The sequence below is a fragment of the Novacetimonas hansenii JCM 7643 genome, from assembly GCF_000964405.1.
Lineage (GTDB): Bacteria > Pseudomonadota > Alphaproteobacteria > Acetobacterales > Acetobacteraceae > Novacetimonas > Novacetimonas hansenii.
This window is the reverse complement of record NZ_BANE01000246.1, coordinates 1-18,946: the sequence shown is the minus strand read 5'-3', so window position 1 is coordinate 18,946 and position 18,946 is coordinate 1. Positions and strand designations below refer to the sequence as shown.

General features: G+C 63.9%; 18 protein-coding genes. 10 read left to right on the top strand and 8 right to left on the bottom strand.

Annotated features, from left to right (window positions below):
* Window positions 1–142: 142 nt before the first annotated feature.
* From B7G66_RS14095 to B7G66_RS14085, 3 genes are all read right to left on the bottom strand, one after another.
* Window positions 143–721: a DUF4186 domain-containing protein gene (locus B7G66_RS14095; RefSeq protein WP_003617825.1), complete on the bottom strand. Its 579-nt coding sequence runs from the start codon at window positions 719–721 to the stop codon at window positions 143–145.
* 14 nt (window positions 722–735) lie between these two features.
* Window positions 736–1,998: a tyrosine--tRNA ligase gene (gene tyrS / locus B7G66_RS14090; RefSeq protein ID WP_003617826.1), complete on the bottom strand. Its 1,263-nt coding sequence runs from the start codon at window positions 1,996–1,998 to the stop codon at window positions 736–738.
* Between the two features lie 328 nt (window positions 1,999–2,326).
* Window positions 2,327–2,992, bottom strand: coding sequence for an alpha/beta hydrolase (locus B7G66_RS14085; RefSeq protein WP_003617827.1), 666 nt, complete (start codon window positions 2,990–2,992; stop codon window positions 2,327–2,329).
* A gap of 593 nt (window positions 2,993–3,585) precedes the next feature.
* Between B7G66_RS14085 and B7G66_RS14080 the strand changes: the two genes are divergently transcribed.
* Window positions 3,586–4,725: a cysteine desulfurase family protein gene (locus B7G66_RS14080; protein ID WP_003617828.1), complete on the top strand. Its 1,140-nt coding sequence runs from the start codon at window positions 3,586–3,588 to the stop codon at window positions 4,723–4,725.
* 23 nt (window positions 4,726–4,748) lie between these two features.
* Here B7G66_RS14080 and B7G66_RS19010 read toward each other — a convergent pair whose 3' ends face one another.
* Complete coding sequence (locus B7G66_RS19010) at window positions 4,749–4,883, bottom strand: hypothetical protein (RefSeq protein WP_003617829.1); 135 nt, start codon at window positions 4,881–4,883, stop codon at window positions 4,749–4,751.
* A 63-nt stretch (window positions 4,884–4,946) separates the two neighbouring features.
* Here B7G66_RS19010 and B7G66_RS14075 point away from each other — a divergent pair, with 63 nt between their 5' ends.
* The 8 genes from B7G66_RS14075 (at window position 4,947) to B7G66_RS14040 (ending at window position 12,842) form a co-directional block, all read left to right on the top strand.
* Window positions 4,947–6,131: a cysteine desulfurase family protein gene (locus B7G66_RS14075; RefSeq protein WP_003617830.1), complete on the top strand. Its 1,185-nt coding sequence runs from the start codon at window positions 4,947–4,949 to the stop codon at window positions 6,129–6,131.
* A 62-nt stretch (window positions 6,132–6,193) separates the two neighbouring features.
* Window positions 6,194–6,508, top strand: coding sequence for a ferredoxin family 2Fe-2S iron-sulfur cluster binding protein (locus tag B7G66_RS14070; protein ID WP_040511472.1), 315 nt, complete (start codon window positions 6,194–6,196; stop codon window positions 6,506–6,508).
* A 157-nt stretch (window positions 6,509–6,665) separates the two neighbouring features.
* Window positions 6,666–7,742, top strand: a complete 1,077-nt coding sequence (gene mnmA / locus B7G66_RS14065) for a tRNA 2-thiouridine(34) synthase MnmA (protein ID WP_003617832.1) — start codon at window positions 6,666–6,668, stop codon at window positions 7,740–7,742.
* Window positions 7,743–7,763: 21 nt separating this feature from the next.
* Complete coding sequence (locus B7G66_RS14060; RefSeq protein ID WP_003617833.1) at window positions 7,764–8,432, top strand: glutathione S-transferase family protein; 669 nt, start codon at window positions 7,764–7,766, stop codon at window positions 8,430–8,432.
* 46 nt (window positions 8,433–8,478) lie between these two features.
* Window positions 8,479–9,570 (top strand): glycosyltransferase family 4 protein, encoded by a 1,092-nt coding sequence (locus B7G66_RS14055; protein WP_003617834.1) that lies wholly within the window; start codon window positions 8,479–8,481, stop codon window positions 9,568–9,570.
* A gap of 124 nt (window positions 9,571–9,694) precedes the next feature.
* A complete protein-coding gene (locus B7G66_RS14050; protein WP_003617835.1) occupies window positions 9,695–10,687 on the top strand; it encodes a CobW family GTP-binding protein in 993 nt (330 codons plus the stop codon).
* Window positions 10,688–10,695: 8 nt separating this feature from the next.
* Window positions 10,696–11,757: a WD40 repeat domain-containing protein gene (locus tag B7G66_RS14045; protein WP_003617836.1), complete on the top strand. Its 1,062-nt coding sequence runs from the start codon at window positions 10,696–10,698 to the stop codon at window positions 11,755–11,757.
* Window positions 11,758–11,804: 47 nt separating this feature from the next.
* Window positions 11,805–12,842: a glycosyltransferase gene (locus tag B7G66_RS14040; RefSeq protein ID WP_080545497.1), complete on the top strand. Its 1,038-nt coding sequence runs from the start codon at window positions 11,805–11,807 to the stop codon at window positions 12,840–12,842.
* Between the two features lie 103 nt (window positions 12,843–12,945).
* Here B7G66_RS14040 and B7G66_RS14035 read toward each other — a convergent pair whose 3' ends face one another.
* The 3 genes from B7G66_RS14035 to B7G66_RS14025 form a co-directional block, all read right to left on the bottom strand.
* Entirely contained in the window at window positions 12,946–14,322 is a 1,377-nt protein-coding gene (locus tag B7G66_RS14035; protein ID WP_003617838.1) for a chloride channel protein, read from the bottom strand.
* Window positions 14,323–14,579: 257 nt separating this feature from the next.
* Window positions 14,580–15,518: a cation diffusion facilitator family transporter gene (locus B7G66_RS14030; protein WP_048859302.1), complete on the bottom strand. Its 939-nt coding sequence runs from the start codon at window positions 15,516–15,518 to the stop codon at window positions 14,580–14,582.
* A 23-nt stretch (window positions 15,519–15,541) separates the two neighbouring features.
* Window positions 15,542–16,588, bottom strand: coding sequence for a cation diffusion facilitator family transporter (locus B7G66_RS14025; RefSeq protein WP_003617841.1), 1,047 nt, complete (start codon window positions 16,586–16,588; stop codon window positions 15,542–15,544).
* Between the two features lie 244 nt (window positions 16,589–16,832).
* Here B7G66_RS14025 and B7G66_RS14020 point away from each other — a divergent pair, with 244 nt between their 5' ends.
* Complete coding sequence (locus B7G66_RS14020) at window positions 16,833–18,518, top strand: NAD(P)/FAD-dependent oxidoreductase (protein ID WP_040511478.1); 1,686 nt, start codon at window positions 16,833–16,835, stop codon at window positions 18,516–18,518.
* Between the two features lie 138 nt (window positions 18,519–18,656).
* On the opposite strand, the gene B7G66_RS18475 is transcribed toward B7G66_RS14020, so the two are convergent.
* Window positions 18,657–18,946: hypothetical protein (locus tag B7G66_RS18475; RefSeq protein WP_206778202.1), on the bottom strand; the 290-nt coding region annotated here is incomplete at its 5' end.

Genomic DNA, 18,946 nt, shown 5'->3' with positions numbered 1-18,946 from the left:
AAAAAGCTTCACCAAAAACCTTTATAATTTCAGGATGTTATCGAGCCTGATTGTTCAAACAGTCTCTGGGCTGAGGGGTGTATTTTCTAGCGCTCTGTATGGACTGTTTTTCCGGCTTTGGAGGAGAACAATCGATGCGGCGCTATGGCTTACGTTGGCGAGCAGTGGGAGCGGATAACTGACGACACGCCGTAGAATCCGGGTCTTCGCGTAGCAGCCATCCCCGGATTACCGCGAGGATATAATCGCACTGCGCCTGTTCCAGGGCGCGCCCCTTCGCAAACCCATGCCATTTCTCTATGCAGCCGCGACAGCAGGTGCCGGTTGCATGCTGTGCGACGAAAACCGGATGCCCCCGCCATGGGGTCTGCCGCCCGTCCTTATGCGGGTGGGCAGGGGCCAGGCGTGTCGCAATGAACTCAGCCGCATGTTCGCATACATTATGCAGCCCCTGCCGGTGCAGATAGGCCTGATCCCTTGTGTCGAGATGAAAACGTGTGCGAAAGCGCGAGCGCGACAGTCGCGCCCACAGATCCTCTGCGACATCAGGTAGTGTGGTGGACAGGGGCGTGACAGACTGGGCCGTATCAGGGTGGGTCGTATCACATTGGGCCGTGCCTGCTGGCGTCTCCCGTGATGGCGGCGGTGGCGCGAACAGGTCCGCCTGTTCCGCCGGTGGGGCCGCCGCCTGCCTGCGACGCGAGGGCGCGCGCACCGTCATGACCGGGGTGTGCTTCAGGCCGGGCGCACCAGAATGTGCTTCTTCTTGCCGGATGACAGCTTGATAACCCCGTCATGCAGGTCGCCTTCGCCGATCATGCGTCCCTCATCCGTCACCACCTCGTCATTAAGGCGTGCGCCACCCCCACGGATCAGGCGGCGTGCCTCCCCATTGCTGGCGACAAGGCCACTGTCGGCAAACAGGCGGAATGCCGGGATACCTTCATGCAGGGTGGCGGCGGCGATGCTGATGGAGGGCAGGGCTTCCGCGCTCAGCGCACCTTCCTCAAACGTGCGGCGGGCGGCCTCGGCGGCCTGTTCGGCTGCCGCGCGGCCATGGCACAGGGCGGTGGCCTCGGTTGCCAGGACCTTCTTCGCCTCGTTGATGCCCGCACCGGGCAGGGCGGCCAGACGGTCGCATTCCTCAACCGGCAGGTCGGTAAACAGGCGCAGGAAACGCCCCACATCGGCATCTTCGGTATTGCGCCAGAACTGCCAGTATTCAAAGACCGGCAGGCGTGCCGCCGACAGCCAGACCGCGCCGCGCGCGGACTTGCCCATCTTGGTCCCCGAACTGGTGGTCAGCAGCGGCGTCGTCAGGCCGAACACCTGCTGCTGGTTCATGCGCCGCACCAGGTCGATGCCCGATACGATGTTCCCCCACTGGTCCGATCCGCCCATCTGCAATGTGACGCCATGGCGGGCGTTGAGTTCGCGGAAATCATAGGATTGCAATATGGAGTAATTGAACTCCAGAAAGGTCAGGCCCTGTTCGCGTTCCAGCCGGCTGCGTACCGAATCGAACGACAGCATCCGGTTGATCGAGAAATGGACACCCACATCACGCAGCAGGTCGATATAGGACAGCCGGTCCAGCCAGTCGGCGTTATTCGCCAGGATCGCGCCGGACTTGTCTTTCGCGCTGGACTTGTCATCGAATGACAGGAACTGCCGAAGGCATCCCTCAATCCCGCGCAGGTTCTGTGCAATCGTCTCGGCCGTCATCAACTGGCGTGCTTCCTCGCGGAAGGAGGGATCGCCGATCTTCGCCGTGCCCCCGCCCACCAGCGCGACAGGCCGGTGGCCGTGTTTTTGCAGCAGACGCAGCATCATGATCTGGATCAGGCTGCCGACATGCAGGCTGTCCGCCGTGGGATCAAACCCGATATAGCCCGAAACCGGCCTCGCCTGCATGGCGGCGTCGAGCGCCTCCATATCGGTGCACTGGAAGATGAAGCCACGTGCCTCGGCCTCGCGGAGGAATTCGCTTTTGGGCATGGTCTCTACTGTATCTGCGGGTTGTCACGGGTCCACCCTGGGGTGGCGATGCGACAAGGGGTCTAGCATGATCGCGCCATGCGAAGAAACCATCCGCCAACCAATGCGTTGGCGGGACCGGGCCTCTGTCCGGTCACGTAACCGGACAGTCAGAAGCGCGGGAGGAGACATGGCGCGACAACATGCCGGCCGGCCCTGTGACAGGAGGGTGTGCGACGGGGTGCAATACCATAGGGCACGATATGACCCCGCACCCTGCGACAGCGGGCGCTGCGCGACGGCGGCGTCGCGTATGCCCGGTATCGTGTCGTCAGGCGTCGCCCGTGCGTCAGTCGGCGGCGAGGGCCAGCGCGCGGCGGTTCATCACAGTGCTGACATGGTCTTCAAGCGCAGCGGCGACTTCATCCGCGTGGGAGGCGAAGATGTGGTCCGCGCCCTTGAAGATGCGGTAGTCCACCTCGACACCCTTTTGGGTGTTGAGCTTGTCCACCAGTTTATGCACGGCGGGTTCGGGCACCAGTTCGTCGGCATCGCCCGCGATCATCAGGCCACCGCATGGACAGGGGGCGAGGAAGCCGAAATCATAATGGTTGGCGGGGGGCGCCACGCTGATCCAGCCGGTGATTTCGGGGCGGCGCATCAACAGTTGCATGCCCACGAACGCACCAAAGGAATATCCCGCGATCCACAGGCCGCGTGCATTGGGGTTGACCATCTGCATCCAGTCGAGTGCGGCGGCCGCGTCCGAAATTTCCCCGATGCCACCGTCATAGCGCCCCTGGGAGCGCCCGACCCCGCGCGAGTTGTAGCGCATGACCGAAAAGCCCATCTTTTCGAATTCGCGATACATCGCATAGGTGATGCGGTTGTTCATGGTGCCGCCATGCAGCGGGTGCGGATGAAGAACCAGTGCAAGCGGCGCGTTCGGCTCGCTTGAGTGATGGTAGCGTCCTTCCAGGCGGCCGTCAGGGCCGGCGAACATGACCTCAGGCATATATATCCCGCATATGGTTGCCCGGCTGCCTGATGGCATGGCGGCGGGGCGGTTGTCATTGTTGCCTGTCCGATGGCGATGCCCCGCACCGGACTGGCGACTGATCAAGTGGCCCGGCGGCAGCAATGCTGGCCCCGGTGGCGCCGTAGCGACCCGATGGCGGCCATGTTGCGGCGCCGGTAAACCCAAAACATATGTCTGCACCCCACGGCCCCGGATGCCGTGATGCCCGGATACCGGGACTGAGTGTGCGCGGACCGGACATATACCGATTGGGCCTGATAATGCTGACGTGGCCTAGGGATTAAAAATGTTAGTTTGTCGGGTAAGCGTTGCGTCTGTGGCAGGCATGTCGGGGTATGGCGTTGCGTGTGCCGGCCTGTCCTTATGCTGCCTCATGGTCTGCGCTCCGCCATGTGTTGCTGCGTGATGGGGCGGGGGCTTGCCGTTGCCCGGCTCCCGCCGGGCCTCATCACACGTGTGGGATGCGCAGCTTATAGCGAGGCCAATTCACAAATTGCCACATAAATCGTAAACATGGGCCACGAAGTAATGCCGTGGTATTGGCGGGCACAGAAGGATCGGGGATTGAAATGAACGGTGCCGGCGGGGATTTTTTCTATCTGGACGCCAATGCGTCGGAGCCACTTCGCCCCGAGGCGCTCGATGCGATGACGGCGGCGGCGATGGTGTGTGGCAACCCCGCGTCGGTCCATCGGTCAGGTCGCGCCGCGCGTGCCGTCATGGAGTCCGCGCGGGAAGAAATTGCCGCCACGTTCGGTGTGACGGCGGAAAACTGTGTCATGACATCCGGCGGGACGGAGGCCAATGTCCTGGCGGTTGATGCGTTGGGGCGCGGGCGGCGCATCCTGTATGGCGCAAGCGAACATGACGCCGTGCGCATGGCCGCGCAGGCGCATGGCGGGCAGGCCATTCCCATCGACGCGCAGGGTGTGATCCGCCTCGACACGCTGGCGGCCCTGCTGGCACAGCCGGGGGAGGCGCTGGTCTGCGTGATGCTGGCCAATAACGAGACGGGTGTGATCCAGCCGATTGCCGAGGTCGCGCGCCTGTGTCGCGCACATGGCGCGCGTCTGCATGTCGATGCGGTGCAGGCGGCCGGACGCATGGCGGTGGACCTGCGCGTGCTTGGCGCGGATAGCGTGGCGGTGTCGGGGCATAAATTCGGCGGGCCGAAGGGCACCGGCGCGCTCTTGCTGGCGGGGGCGGGGTTCGTCGCCCTGTCGCCCATGCTGGCGGGTGGGGGGCAGGAACAGGGGCGGCGCGGTGGTACGCCCGCGCTGCCGGCTATCGCCGGTATGGCCGCCGCCCTGTCGGCCGCGACGCGTGACCTGGCCGATCCCACGCACCGGGCGCGCCTTGCGCGGTTGCGCGACGACATTGACCGTGTGGCGCGTGACTGTGGCGCGGTGGTCTGTTCGGCGGATGCGCCACGACTGGCGCACACCACCTGCCTTGTCCTGCCACACCGGCGTGCGCAGACGCAGTTGATCGCACTCGACATGGCGGGGTTTTGCGTCTCCGCCGGGGCGGCATGTTCGTCGGGAAAGGTCGCGCGTTCGCATGTGCTGGTCGCGATGGGGCTACTGGATCAGGCGGAATGTGCGATTCGCGTCTCCCTGCCATGGTCGGTGACAGATGCGCAGGTGGGGGCGTTCATGGCCGCATATGCCGACATGGCCGCCCGCCTGCCCCTGCGCGCGGCGGTTTGACGTGGACAACGTGAGGGCGCGCTTTACAATGGCGCGGTGACGACAGGGTTCCGGCTGCTGCCTTTTTGTGAAAAAAAGCGATGCTCTTTGAAGGTTTTTGAAAAAGCTTCATCAGGAACGTCCTTGCGCCAGCCCGGCATGGTGCCGTGCGGGAACATTGTCCTGGCATGGTGGGGATCGACCCACACGTGGCGGAGTTATGTGGCGGAGTTATGATGACAATGCTGGATATGGCACGTCCGGGCGCCCAGACGCCAGATGGGGAAATCTACCTCGATTATCAGGCGACGACGCCGTGCGATCCGCGCGTGGTCGATGAAATGCTGCCATGGTTCACCACGCATTTCGCCAATCCCCACAGTGTGGATCACGCGGCGGGGCGGCGAGTGCATGACGCCGTGGAAATCGCCCGCGCCCGTGTCGCCGCCCTGCTGGGTGCGCAGGCGCGTGAGGTTGTGTTCACGTCCGGTGCAACGGAGGCCAACAACCTTGCCATCAAGGGGGCGGTGCGTCACCTGCTGTCCACCGGCACGGCGCGACGGCGGGTCATCACGGTGGCCACGGAACATAAATGCGTGCTGGAATCCGTCCGTGATCTCCGGGCCGAAGGGTGCGAACCCGTTATCGTGCCGGTCGGGGCGGACGGGCGGCTGGACCCCGATGTGCTGCACCGTGCGCTGGAGGTGCCGACCCTGCTGGTCAGCATCATGATGGCGAACAATGAAACCGGCGTGATGCATGACATGGCCGGGCTTGCCCCGCTGGTGCGCCGTGCGGGTGCGCTGCTGCACAGCGACCTTGCACAGGCGGTGGGCAAGGTCGCGGTGGATGTGCGCGCGCTGGACCTCGACCTTGCCTCGGTTTCCGCGCACAAGATGTACGGGCCAAAGGGGGTGGGCGCGCTGTTCGTACGGCGCAGGCCGCGCGTGCGGCTGGCCGCGCTGTTTTCGGGCGGGGGGCAGGAACGCGGCCTGCGCTCGGGGACGCTGCCCGCGCCGCTGCTGATCGGTTTCGGGGCGGCGTGCGACATCGCGATGCGTGAAATGGCCGGTGATGCCGCGCGCGGGCGGATGCTGCGTGACCATCTGCTGCACCTGCTGCGTGCCGGATGTCCGGGGGTGGAGGTCAATGGTGACATGGAACATCGCCTGCCGACCAACCTGAACCTGCGTTTCGCAGACGCGACGGCCCTTGATATCATGGCGCGTGCGCCCGAACTGTGTGTGTCCACGGGGTCGGCCTGTTCCTCGGCCGAGGTGGTGCCGTCTTATGTGCTGACGGCAATGGGGCTGGATGCGGCGCAGGCGGCGCGAAGCTTGCGTCTGGCGGTCGGACGCTATACCTCACGCGCCGATATGGATCGTGCGGCGCAGATCCTGTGCCGTGCCGCGGCCGGGGGCGCATAGCGCGGGGATAGGAATGGCCCGGCATGGATGTCCGGGCGTGGAACTGTGTTCAGGATGGAATGATGGCGCATATTGTTTTTGTCGAACGTGATGGCACCCGGCGCGAGGTCGCGGCCCCGCTTGGGCTGTCGGTGCTGGAAATCGCGCACAAGAACGGGGTGGACCTTGAGGGTGCGTGCGAAGGGTCGCTGGCCTGTGCGACGTGCCATGTGGTTGTCGATCCGCAGTGGGCGGAAAAGCTGACGCCCCCGACCGAGGATGAGGAAGACATGCTCGACCTTGCCTTCGGGTTGGAAAAGACATCGCGCCTTGGCTGCCAGATCGTCATGACCGAGGCGCTGGACGGGCTTGTGGTGCGCCTGCCGCGTGCATCCTGAACGCGGATGTCCCGGGCGGGGCATGTGCCGGATGCGCGCGTGCCGGACGGGCATGTTCGTGGCGGGTGGCCCGATAATTCCTTTGACGCCGGGCCTGTGCCTTCGATAGGCAGGATGGCCCGGTTGTCCTCAATTCGTGTGAAAGTATAACGGACCCATGCGTATCCTGGTCGCCATGTCCGGTGGGGTGGACAGTTCGGTTGTCGCCGCCCGTCTTGTCGAAGAAGGGCATGAGGTGGTGGGGGCGACCCTGCAACTGTATGATTCGCGCGAAAGCGCGCGCAAGGGCGCGTGCTGTGCGGGACGTGACATCCATGATGCACGTCGCGTGGCCGATCGCCTTGGCATCGCGCATTACGTCATCGACGCCGAACGGCGCTTCCGCGACAGCGTGATCGAGACATTCGCCGACGCCTATGCCGAAGGGGAAACGCCAGTCCCCTGTGTCGCCTGTAACCAGGGGGTGAAATTCACCGACCTTCTGGGCATGGCGCGTGACCTTGGCGTCGATGCGATGGCCACCGGCCATTACGTCCGCCGCATCGAGGGGCCGCAGGGTGTGGAACTGCACCGTCCGGTGGATGCCGGGCGTGACCAGTCATGGTTCCTGTTTGCCACCACGTTGCAGCAGCTTGGCTTCCTGCGTTTCCCGCTTGGCGATATGCCGGACAAGGACGCCGTGCGGGCAGAGGCCGAACGTTTCGGTCTGGCGGTGGCGGGCAAGCCCGACAGCCAGGACCTGTGTTTCATTCCCGATGGTTCCTATGCCAGGCTGGTGGAGAAACTGCGCCCGCAGACCAGTGGCGCGGGGGAGATCGTGGACCTTTCCGGCAATGTCGTGGGCACGCATGAAGGGGTTGCGCGGTATACCGTGGGGCAGAGCCGCCGCCTGGGTGATGCGACAATGCAGGGGGGCGAACGCCAGATGGTGGTGGGGATCGAACCCGGCCGCAGGCGTGTGGTGATCGGCCCGCGCACGCAGGGTGTGACGCGCGAACTGCGGTTGCGGAACATGAACTGGCTGGTGGAACCGCCTGCTCAGGGCCTGCGCTGCAGTGTGCAGATCCGCGCGCGTGAGGCGGTGCGCCCCGCCACGGTCCGCCGCACGGAAGACGGGGCATCGGTCCTCCTTGACGAGGCGGCGGTGCCCGCACCGGGACAGGCCTGTGTGATGTATGACGGGACACGGGTGCTGGGCGGTGGGTTCATCCGCCGGCACGACAGCGCCGCCTGAAGGCCACGAAAGGACGAAGACATGGCAGAGGGAAGATTGGTCATCGGGACGCGGCGTTACTCCTCCTGGTCCTTGCGCGGCTGGCTTGCCGTCAGGCTGGCAGCGCTGGATGTGGAGGAGGTGGTGATCCCGCTTTCCAACGATGGCAACACGTCGGCCATCAGGACCATTTCCCCCAATGGCAAGGTGCCTTATCTGGAACATCGGGGAAGTGCGGTGTGGGAAAGCATCGCGATCTGTGAATATTGTGCCGATCAGGCGCCAGCCCTCTGGCCGGTCGCGCCGCGTGCGCGCGCCTTTGCACGCTCCATCGCGGCAGAGATGCATGCCGGTTTCCGTGCGGTGCGCGCGGCGATGCCGATGAATGTCGGGCGTCATGCCCGTCCGCTGGCGGGCGGCACGAATGACGACATCGATGCGGACATCGCGCGTATCGACGCTATCTGGACCGAGGCACGGCTGGATTTCGGGCAGGGCGGCGCGTTCCTGTTCGGTGCTGATTTTACACTGGCTGATGCGATGTATGCGCCCATCGTCTCGCGCTTCCTGTCCTATGGCGTGACCCCTTCGCCGGAATCAGTGGCCTATATGAACGCGGTGCGTGCGCATCCGCTGGTGGATCAGTGGTACCAGGCCGCGCTGGCGGAGCCGAAGGAATGGCGCAACGCCAGGTTCGAGGACATCCCCTGAGGGGTCGTATCGCCCGGTGTGGGGTAAACCCGGTGCGGAGTGAGTGATGCGTGTCGTGACAGTACTGCCCCGGCGGGAGGGATATTCCCCCGACGCGGTGGGCGCCATCGGGTTGCAGGTCACGGCCATGGCCGGGACGGATGATGTGGTCGTGGGCATGCCCATTACGGGCACACCGCTGTCTGGTGGCCGGTTCGTGCCGGCGGTGATGGGATGGTGGCCACCGGGGACGGCGCTGTGGCGTTATGCATGCGCGGTGGCGCGTGCGATCCGTCGCACCATACCCGCACCCGACCTGATCGAGGTGCATAACCGTCCCGACATGGCCCTGTTCCTCGCGCGCCGGTTCCCCGGCGTTCCCATCCTGCTGGTGCTGCATAACGATCCGCAGGGCATGCGTTTTGCCCGCACGCCCGCGCAACGGCGTGCATTGGTGGGGCGGGTGCGTATCGCCGCCGTATCACACTGGCTGCGTGCGCGCTTCCTCGACGGCCTGCCTGACGATTGCGGCGCGCGCGTCGTGTTTTCCCCCAATGGCACCGTCGTGCCCGCAACCTGTACGCCCGCCGCCGCGCGTGAAGCGGTGGTGATGTTCGCAGGGCGCGTGGTCGCGGACAAGGGGGCGGACCTGTTCGTGCAGGCATGGGCCAGCATCCGCGCGGCCCATCCCGGCTGGCGCGCGGTGATGTATGGCGCGGACCGTTTTTTTGCGCAGGCGCCTGAAACCCCCTTCATCGCAGCACTGCGGCCGCAGGCAAAGGCGGCAGGGGTGAAGATGTTGGGATACCGCCCCCATGCCGATGTATTGGCGGCGATGGGACGGGCGGCGATCGTGGTCATGCCCGGACGCTGGCCCGAGCCCTTTGGCCTCAGCGCGCTGGAGGCGATGGCGGCGGGGGCGGCGCTGGTGTCCGCGCCGTATGGGGCGCTGTCGCGGGTGGTGGGCGATGGTGGCCTGCTGGTGCCGCCAATGCCGGTGGAGGGGCTGGCCGCCGCCCTGTCGGGCCTGATGGGTGCGCCCGCCGCGCGCGCGGCCCTGTCGGCGCGGGGACGCGAACAGGCGCGCCGGTTCGACCTGCCCCATGCCCGTGCCATCCGGCACGAGGTCCGCGCCGCCTGTATCGGCGCAGGGGTGTGATGTGGGCGCATGTTCGGGGCACATGACCATCGCGCATGTCGGCAGCATGGGGGCTGGGTATGTGACAGGCGCACCAGTATGCCTATATGCAGGAAACGTAATTCGAGAGTGATGGAGTAACACCATGTCGGACGCCACGCAGGCATCGCTGGATACGGACAGGCTTGTGCCGGTCACGGTCCTGACCGGATTTCTGGGCGCGGGAAAGACGACGCTGCTCAATCACATCCTGACCGCCGAACATGGCCGCAAATATGCGGTTGTGGTTAATGAATTCGGCGAACTGGGTGTGGATAACGACCTTGTCGTGGATGCGGACGAGGAAGTGTTCGAAATGAATAACGGGTGCATCTGCTGCACCGTGCGGGGTGACCTGATCCGTATCCTTGGCAACCTGATGAAGCGGCGCGGCAGGTTCGACGGCATCATCGTGGAGACGACCGGCCTGGCCGATCCCGCCCCCGTTGCGCAGACCTTCTTTGTCGATGAGGATGTGCGCGGCAAGACGCGCCTTGATGCGGTTGTGACCGTTGTGGATGCCTATAACGTGCTTCAGACCCTTGAGGACAGCACAGAGGCGGTGAACCAGATCGCCTTTGCCGATGTGATCATCCTCAACAAGACCGACCTTGTGGACGAAGTGGCGCTGGCCAGCATCGAATCGCGTATCCGTGCGATCAACGGCGTGGCGCGCCTGCATCGTGCGCAGCGCGGCGATGTCGCGCTGAGCGATGTGCTCGATCAGGGCGGGTTCGACCTGCAACGCGCATTGCAGCAGGCCCCGCATTTCCTGGAAGAGACCGAACACCATCATGAGGAGGACGTAACGTCGATGTCCTTCGTGGTTGAGGAACCGCTTGACGCGGCAAAGTTCCAGGCATGGATCGGCGCGCTGTTGCAAGAACAGGGCGCGGACATCCTGCGCGCCAAGGGCATCCTGAATTACAGGGGCGAGCCCCAGCGTTTTGCGTTTCAGGCGGTGCATATGATGGCTGATGGCGGATTCATCGGCCCGTGGAAAACGGACGAGACCCCGCAATCGCGCCTTGTGTTCATCGGGCGCAACCTTAACCGCCCGCAACTGCGTCGTGGTTTTGAAAGCTGCCGTGCGAGATGAGTGAGCAGATGAACACGACCATGCCCGAAACCCTTCTGCAACGGCGTGGCGCCACCCGTACATTGCAGGCCCATGTGACCGGCTGCGTCATTTCGCGTGACAGCCAGCAGGTCGCCTTCGTCACGGGGGAGGGGGATATCGTCCTCGCCCCGCGTGCGGATTGGGGGCAGGCCGATGCGTGGCAGGTGATGACCATCCATGATGGTGCGATCCTGTCGGTCGCGCCCGATGCGGGGCCAGGTGGGTTCCTGACGGGGGGGGACGACAACGCCCTGCGCCGCGTGGCCGCCGATGGGTCCGTCAGTGACCTGGTCAAGGGGCGCCGCTGGATTGAACATGTCACGACCTGGACCAACCCCAGGGATGCGGCGAAGGGCGGCGTAATCGCCTTTGCCGCGGGCAAGAATGTGGAACTGCGTGATGCGTCGGGGGCGAATACGCTCAAGACGCTGGAACATCCCTCCACCGTCAGCGGCATTGCGTTCGACGCCAAAGGCAAACGTATCGCCGCGTCGCATTACAATGGTGCGACGATGTGGTTCGTGCAGGCCAGGGTGGACACGCCGCGGCTGCTGGAATGGAAGGGCAGCCATATCGGCATCGCCATCCATCCAGAGGGCGAGGCGCTGGTGACGTCGATGCAGGAATCCGAACTGCATGGCTGGCGGCTGTCGGACGGGCACAACATGCGCATGAGCGGCTACCCCTCCAAGGTGCAGTCGATGGCCTTTACCCGCAATGGAAAATGGCTCGTCACCAGTGGCGCGGATGTCGTGGTGATGTGGCCGTTCTTTGGCGGTGGGCCGATGGGCAAGGCGCCCGCGGAACTTGGCGGGGTGCCGGGCGTACCCTGTACCCGTGTTGCGACCCATCCCGTCCATGACATCGTGGCGGCGGGTTTTGCCGACGGCACGGTGCTGATTGCCGACAGTGCTGCGCAAAAGATCCTGCCGGTTTGCACGGCGGGGGGCGGGCCGGTATCCGCCCTGACCTTCAGCGAGGATGGCTGCGCCCTTGCTTTCGGGACAGAGGAAGGACGCATCGCCATCGTGGACCTGTCCGCGCGTTGAGCACGGGATCGCACGCGGGCGGCATGTCCGGGTTGGATGTGCCCCCTGTGCGCGTCCTGCATATCATGGCGGGGCGGGGAAATGGCGGGGCGGAACTTTATTCCACCGATGTGATCCTCAGCCTGCAGCATGCGGGACTGTCACAATGCGTGGTGATGCGCCCGGATGCGCCGCGGGCTGCGGAACTGCGCGCGGCGGGGGTGGATGTCATCACCGATCCCCTGAATGTGCCCCTTGCGATGATGCAACGCCGGCGCGTGGGGCGTGAAATCGCGCGCTATCGGCCGGATATCGTGCATTGCTGGCTGCGCCGTGCGGCCGAACTGACGCCGCCCAATACGGGGCGGTTGGCGCAGGTCATCGGCTGGTTCGGTAATTACAAGGATCTGCGCGCGTTTTCGCACTGCCGCTGGTTCGTGGGCTGCACACCTGACATGGCGGATTCGATGCAGGCGCGCGGGGTTGCTGCCGAGCATGTCGCCTATATCCCGACCTTCCCCTCGGTGGAGGACGCTGCCCCGGTATCGCGGCGGTCCCTGAAGACGCCCGATGATGCGCGCGTGCTGCTGACGCTGTCGCGCCTGCATGAGGCAAAGGGGCTGGAGACGTTGTTGCGCGCATTGCGTGACCTGCCGGACTGTTACCTGTGGATGGCAGGCGACGGGCCGCTGCGTGATGCGCTGGGGGATCTGGCTGCGACGCTGGGTGTGGCGTCGCGTGTGCGTTTCCTTGGCTGGCGGACGGACCGTGGCGCGTTGCTTGCCGCGGCGGAGGTCTGTGTGCTGCCGTCACGCTATGAACCGTTCGGGACGGTCATCCTTGATGCATGGTCGGCGCGCGCGCCGCTTGTCGCCTGTGCCAGCGCCGGGCCGCGCGCGCATGTCCGCGATGGGGAAAATGGCATGCTGGTGCCGATTGACGACGTACCCGCCCTGACGCATGCCCTGCGCGCCGTACTGGATGATCCGGCACTGCGTGCGCGGATCGTGGCGGGGGGATATGCGCAGTACCGTGCCCGTTACACGCGTGAGGCGGTGACGCAACAATGGCTGGATTATTACCGCCGCATCTGCGTGCCGGGATGACGTCATGAAACCAGGGTGACGTCATGAAATCTGGTTTCTGTATTTTTAAAACACTATGTCTTTCAAAGATTTTCTAGGAATCATTGCCAGGAGCATCTGGCCTTTACCGCGTGGGGGCTGCCTGTTCTGGCGCAACCGGTGCCGGAGGGGCGGGCGGTTGCTGCTTTGCCACGCCGCCGAGGAATGATTCCGCCAGCGCACTGTATAGCGAATGGTGGCAGATCATGCGTGAGACGCCATAGGCAAGGAATGCGGTGGCCAGCAGGGCCAGCGTGACTTCCTGATTGTCGCACATTTCCATGACGATGACCGACGCCGTCAATGGTGACTGTACCACGGCGGAAAAATATCCCACCATCCCCAGCAGGACGACCGCACCCGGCGTGGTGTGGGGCAGGAACTGTGCCACCCATCCACCAAACCCCGCCCCGATCGCCAATGATGGCGCGAACAGCCCACCCGGAATGCCGGAGCAGTAGGAAATGATGGTGGCGATGAATTTCAGGATGAAGAACGATGCGGGGTAATGTGCCTGTCCATCAATGATGGCATGCGCCTGATAATATCCCGTGCCGTAGGTGATGCCGTCCGATGCGATGCCAAGGATCGCCAGCATCAGGCCGCATGTGGCGGCGAACGCCACGGGATGGCTTTTGGCAAAGCGTCCCAGCGCACCCGGAAGGCCCGCCGTCGCACGGATCAGGATGGCGGAAAACACGCCACCGCCCACGCCGCCAAGGATGCCGCAGGTCAGCACCGCGATCCAGCTGATGCCGATGGGCACGCTGACGTCGGTATGGCCGAAATAGGTATAGTTGCCGACCAGCGCGATGGCGGTGACACCAGACAGGATCACACCCGTCAGCATGGTGCCACTGGTGCGCTGTTCGAAAGAATGGCTCAATTCCTCAATGGCAAAGACGATCCCGGCAAGCGGCGTGTTGAAGGCCGCAGCCACGCCCGATGCCCCCCCCGCCAGGATCAGGCCCCGCCGCATGCTGACGGTGGACAGGTTCAGCCAGCGCCCGCAGGTATGCATGATGGCCGCCCCCACCTGCACCGTTGGTCCCTCACGCCCGATCGACGCCCCGGCCAGAAGGCCCAGCGTCGTCAGTGCGATCTTGCCAAACGCGATCCGCAACGTCAGCAACCGGTCCACCACCGCGAAGTTCGTCAGGTTCAGTGTCGCGATGGTCTGCGGGATGCCGCTGCCCTGTGCGCCACGGAACCATGTCCGCGTCAGCCATGATGACAGGGCAAGCCCACCTGGCGTGACAATCAGCATGACCCAAGGGTTCCATGCGATCAGGTGCGTGCGGATGGCCGCCGCCCTGTCCGCCGCAAGGGCAAAGACGACCGCCACGATTCCCACGGCGATGGCCGCCGTCCAGCAGGCAAGCTTGCGCCGCCACTGTTCCGTGGTGATCCGTGCGGAACGCCGCAGGTGACGCCTGCGGGCCGGGGTAAGGTCAGGTTTCATAGCCGGACAGGGCTTTCAGTAATGACGTGGAACCGGAACCGGTATCTGCTGTGCAAAGATGGAGATAACGTTATCAGACGGGCGTACCGTTCCAGGGTGCGCCGTGCTGATGGTGCGTTGTGGCGCGCAGGGGCCGTTCGGGGTGGGGTGACATCGTGCATGACCGCCACAATGACCCCAAACCCGTGTGTTGGTACAGGGTTGCCGGATCATGTCGCCGTGCCACTGCATGGCTGCCATCCCCGTTGCAACAGTCATCAGGGCAGGACAATGATGCCGTTATGCTTGGCCTTGCGTTCGGGTTCAACATGAATATTGATCAGCGCACTGCCCAGTTCCCGGCGTAATGCCTCCTCGATACGGTCACAGATCTGATGGGCGGCCTCCACACTCATGTCGCCAGCAACGACGAGGTGAAATTCGATGAAGGTCATCGCGCCGACGATACGCGCGCGGATGTCATGCGCCTCGATCGCGCCCGTGGCGTTGATGGAGATGATCCGGCGGATCTGCGTCAGCGTGGCCGGTTCGGGTGCCGCGTCCATCAGGCCGGAGATGGAGGTGCGCATCATGTCCCACCCGGTGCGCAGCACATTAAGCGCGATCAGCCCGGCAAGGATGCTGTCCAGCCTGTCCCATCCCGTCAGCGGGATCAGCACAAAGCCCGCCACCAGCGCGGCTGACGCCCATACGTCGGACAGCACATGCTGTGCCCCCGCGATCAGGGTGGGCGACTGGTGGCGTCGCCCTGCCGCCATCATGACCGCCCCCCATACGAGGTTGAGAATACCCGCCCCGCCATTGAAGATTACGCCGATCATGGAATTGGTCGGCAGGTGGGGGTCGAACCATCCCTTCCATGCCTCATGCCCGATGGTTATGGCGGTCATGACCACCAGTACCCCTTCGGCCACGGCGGACAGGTATTCGGCCTTGTAATGGCCATAGGTGTGGTTTTCGTCCGGCGGCAGGCTTGCGACATGCAGCGCCCACAGCCCCGCCACGGCGGCAACGACATTGATGATCGTCTCCAGCGTGTCGGAATATAGCGCGACACTGCCGGTTGCGCGCCACGCCATGTATTTCATCGCCAGCGCAAGGATGCTGACCGCCAGCGTCACCCAGGCGATCAGGTTGCGTGATGCCCCAGAACTGGAACCAGAACTGGAACCGGAACCGGGGGCTGTGGTCGGCATCGCCGTGTCTGGGGATGTGCTGATCATACGCTATGCGCCGCCGCAAGCATGCACAGCGTTGCATCATGGCGGGTTTCCATCTGTAACGTGGGATGGACGATCCTGAAGCGCGCCTTGAGTTCGCGGGCGATATCATGCAGCGTACGGCTGTTCATCGCGGGGGCATGTTCATCGCGGACAAGATGAACCGTAAGCGCGGTTTCAGTCGTGCTGATGGGCCAGATATGCAGGTCATGCAGGTCCACGATATCAGGCAGGGTGCGCAGATACTCTTCCACCTGCATGCGATCAACCGAACGTGGCACCCGGTCGAGCGCCATATCCAGCGAATCCCGCAGCAGCGACCACGTCCCCGCCACGATGGAGATGGAGACCAGCAGGCTGACCACCGGGTCCATCCACAGCCATCCCGTCATGACGATGATGCCGCCCGACACCACCACCGCCAGCGACATCAGCGCATCGGATGCCATATGAAGGAACGCGCCCCGCAGGTTCAGGTCCCCTTTGCCCCCGCTGGCGAACAGCATTGCCGTCACCCCGTTGACGGCAATGCCGATGGCGGCGACGACCATGACCGTCATGCCCGCAACCGGATGCGGATGGGCAAGGCGCAGCACGGATTCCCAGATGATCCCCCCCGTCACCAGCAGGAGGGCGACCGCATTGCCCAGCGCCGCAAGGATGGAGGAGCGGCGCAGGCCATAAGTGAAATTGGCGGTGGGGGAACGCCGTGACAGGATTTCCGCCAGCCATGCGGCCCCAAGCGCCAGGACATCGGACAGGTTATGCCCCGCATCGGCAAGCAGCGCGAGCGCATGCGACGCGACGCCCCATGTGGCCTCTGCGATGACGTAAATCAGGTTCAGCGCGATCCCGAAGGCAAAGGCCCTGCCATACGAGGCCGGGGCATGGGCGTGGTGATGGCCGAACGCGCCGTGGGCATGGTCATGGCCCGCATGTCCATCCTCCTCATCATGGTCATGGCTGTGCCCATGACCGTCATCATGATGGGGGGAATGATCATGCCCATGACCATGACAGGATTCGTCGTGATGCTCGTCGCCCATTGGCGCGCTCTTTCCTCGGTCTGTGTCCCGGCGATGCTGCGCCATGGAACGCGAACTTTCAGCGGCTGGGGACATGCGGCGCGCATGGGGCACCCGCATTAATGCGACATGCCGCCCTCGCCCCATCCGGGTCGGCATGATATGGCAGGCGCGCCGCACACGGGCAATGGGTGATTGCAGATCACATGCCCATTCATGTCATACCCCCTGCCGGAGCATCATCGTGTCGATGGACCCTTTCCCGATGATCAGACTTACCGAACTGCGCCTTCCCCTTGGTCATGACCGCGCGGCGCTGGAACAGGCCATTGTGGAACGCCTGGATATCGCCCCTGATGCGCTGGAGGGGTTCGAGATATTCCGTCGTGGCCATGATGCGCGCAGGCGGGGGCGGGTGGTGATGGTCTATACCATCGACTGCCGGGTGCGTGACGCGGATGTGGTGCTGGCGGCGCATGCGCAGGACCGCAATGTGGTTGTGGCGCCCGACACCCGCTACCGCATGTGCATTTATGATGGCGCACGCCTCGCCACGCGTCCGGGTTACAGCCGTCCGGTCGTGGTCGGTGCGGGGCCATGCGGGCTGATGGCGGCACTGGTTCTGGCGCAGATGGGGTTGCGGCCCATCATTGTCGAACGTGGCAAGGTGGTGCGCGAACGCACCGTCGATACGTTTGCGTTGTGGCGCAAATCCGTCCTCAATCCCGAAAGCAACGTGCAGTTCGGCGAAGGCGGGGCAGGGACGTTTTCCGACGGCAAGCTTTACAGCCAGGTCAGCGATCCACGCCATTATGGCCGCAAGGTGCTGGAAGAGTTCGTGCGCGCTGGCGCGCCGGAGGAAATCCTCTATATCTCCCACCCGCATGTCGGCACGTTCCGCCTTGTCTCCATGGTGGAACATATCCGCGCCCAGATCGAGGCGCTTGGCGGGGAATACCGCTTTGACGCGCATGTGGATGAACTGCTGATCGACGTGGCGGCGGATGGCGCGCGCCACGTCACGGGGGTGCGGCTGGGGGATGGGCAGGTCATTGCGGCCACGCATGTCATCCTTGCCATCGGGCACAGTGCGCGCGACACGTTCGCCCGCCTGCACGCCAGCGGGGTGGAAATGGTGGCAAAGCCCTTTTCCATCGGCGTGCGTATCGAACACCCGCAATCAGTCATTGATGTCGCGCGATATGGCACCCGCACGCCGGACCCGGTGGTCGGGGCGGCGGATTACCGGCTGGTGCATCATGCGTCCAATGGGCGCGCGGTCTATTCCTTCTGCATGTGCCCCGGCGGCACGGTTGTCGCCGCCACGTCGGAGGAAGGACAGGTCGTGACCAATGGCATGAGCCAGTATTCCCGCGCTGAACGCAATGCAAATGCCGGAATTGTGGTGGGTGTCACACCGGATGTGGATTATCCCGGCGGCCCTCTGGCCGGGATTGCGTTCCAGCGTCACTGGGAACGTCAGGCGTTCCTGGCAGGGGGTGGGCGTTATTTCGCCCCGGCGCAGACGGTGGGCGATTTTCTGGCCGGCCGCCCTTCCACCTCGCTTGGCGATGTCGTGCCGTCCTATCGCCCCGGCGTCACGCCAACCGACCTTGCCGCCTGCCTGCCGGATTTCGTGGTCGCCGCCCTGCGTGAGGCGTTGCCGGCCTTTGAACGTAAGCTGGAGGGATTCGCCATGGCCGACGCCGTCATGACGGGGGTGGAGACACGGACTTCCTCCCCCTTGCGTATCCTGCGGGGTGTGGATGGGCAAAGCGTCAATACCGGCGGCCTTTATCCGGCGGGTGAGGGGGCGGGGTATGCGGGCGGTATCCTGTCGGCGGGGATTGATGGCATCCGCATGGCAGAGGCCGTTGCCCTGTCGCTGGCGGGACGCCCGGTGGACGGATTGGTGCGCAAGGGGATGGTACAGGCGTCCGAAGCGCGCTAAGGCAGGATTTTCATAAAATCCTGCCTGACTCAGCGCTGTGTTCGCAGGCTGTCGGGTTGGGAGATCAAATGGACATCATTCATAACTTATGAAAATGTATTTCTGTTTTTTGTTGAAAAATTCTGTTATTTTCATAATTTAAGGAATATTTTTTGTGTAAAATCCCGATCCAGCAGTCTCCAACAGCCTGTCGGATCGGCTCCGGGATTTGACCAAAAGTGCAATATGGATGTCCCTATGGGTGCAAATTGATCGTTCGCTCAGGATCGGGATAATCAAAGTTGTCAGGTATCGCTTTTTCTCAAAATCCTGCGATGGTCTTTGGTGCTTTTGAAAACCACCCCGCCAAAGACCTTGTTGCTGTTCATGGTGTGTTTCAGAGAGTGTTTGAAAAGTCAGGCTTGATAACATCCTGAAATTATAAAGGT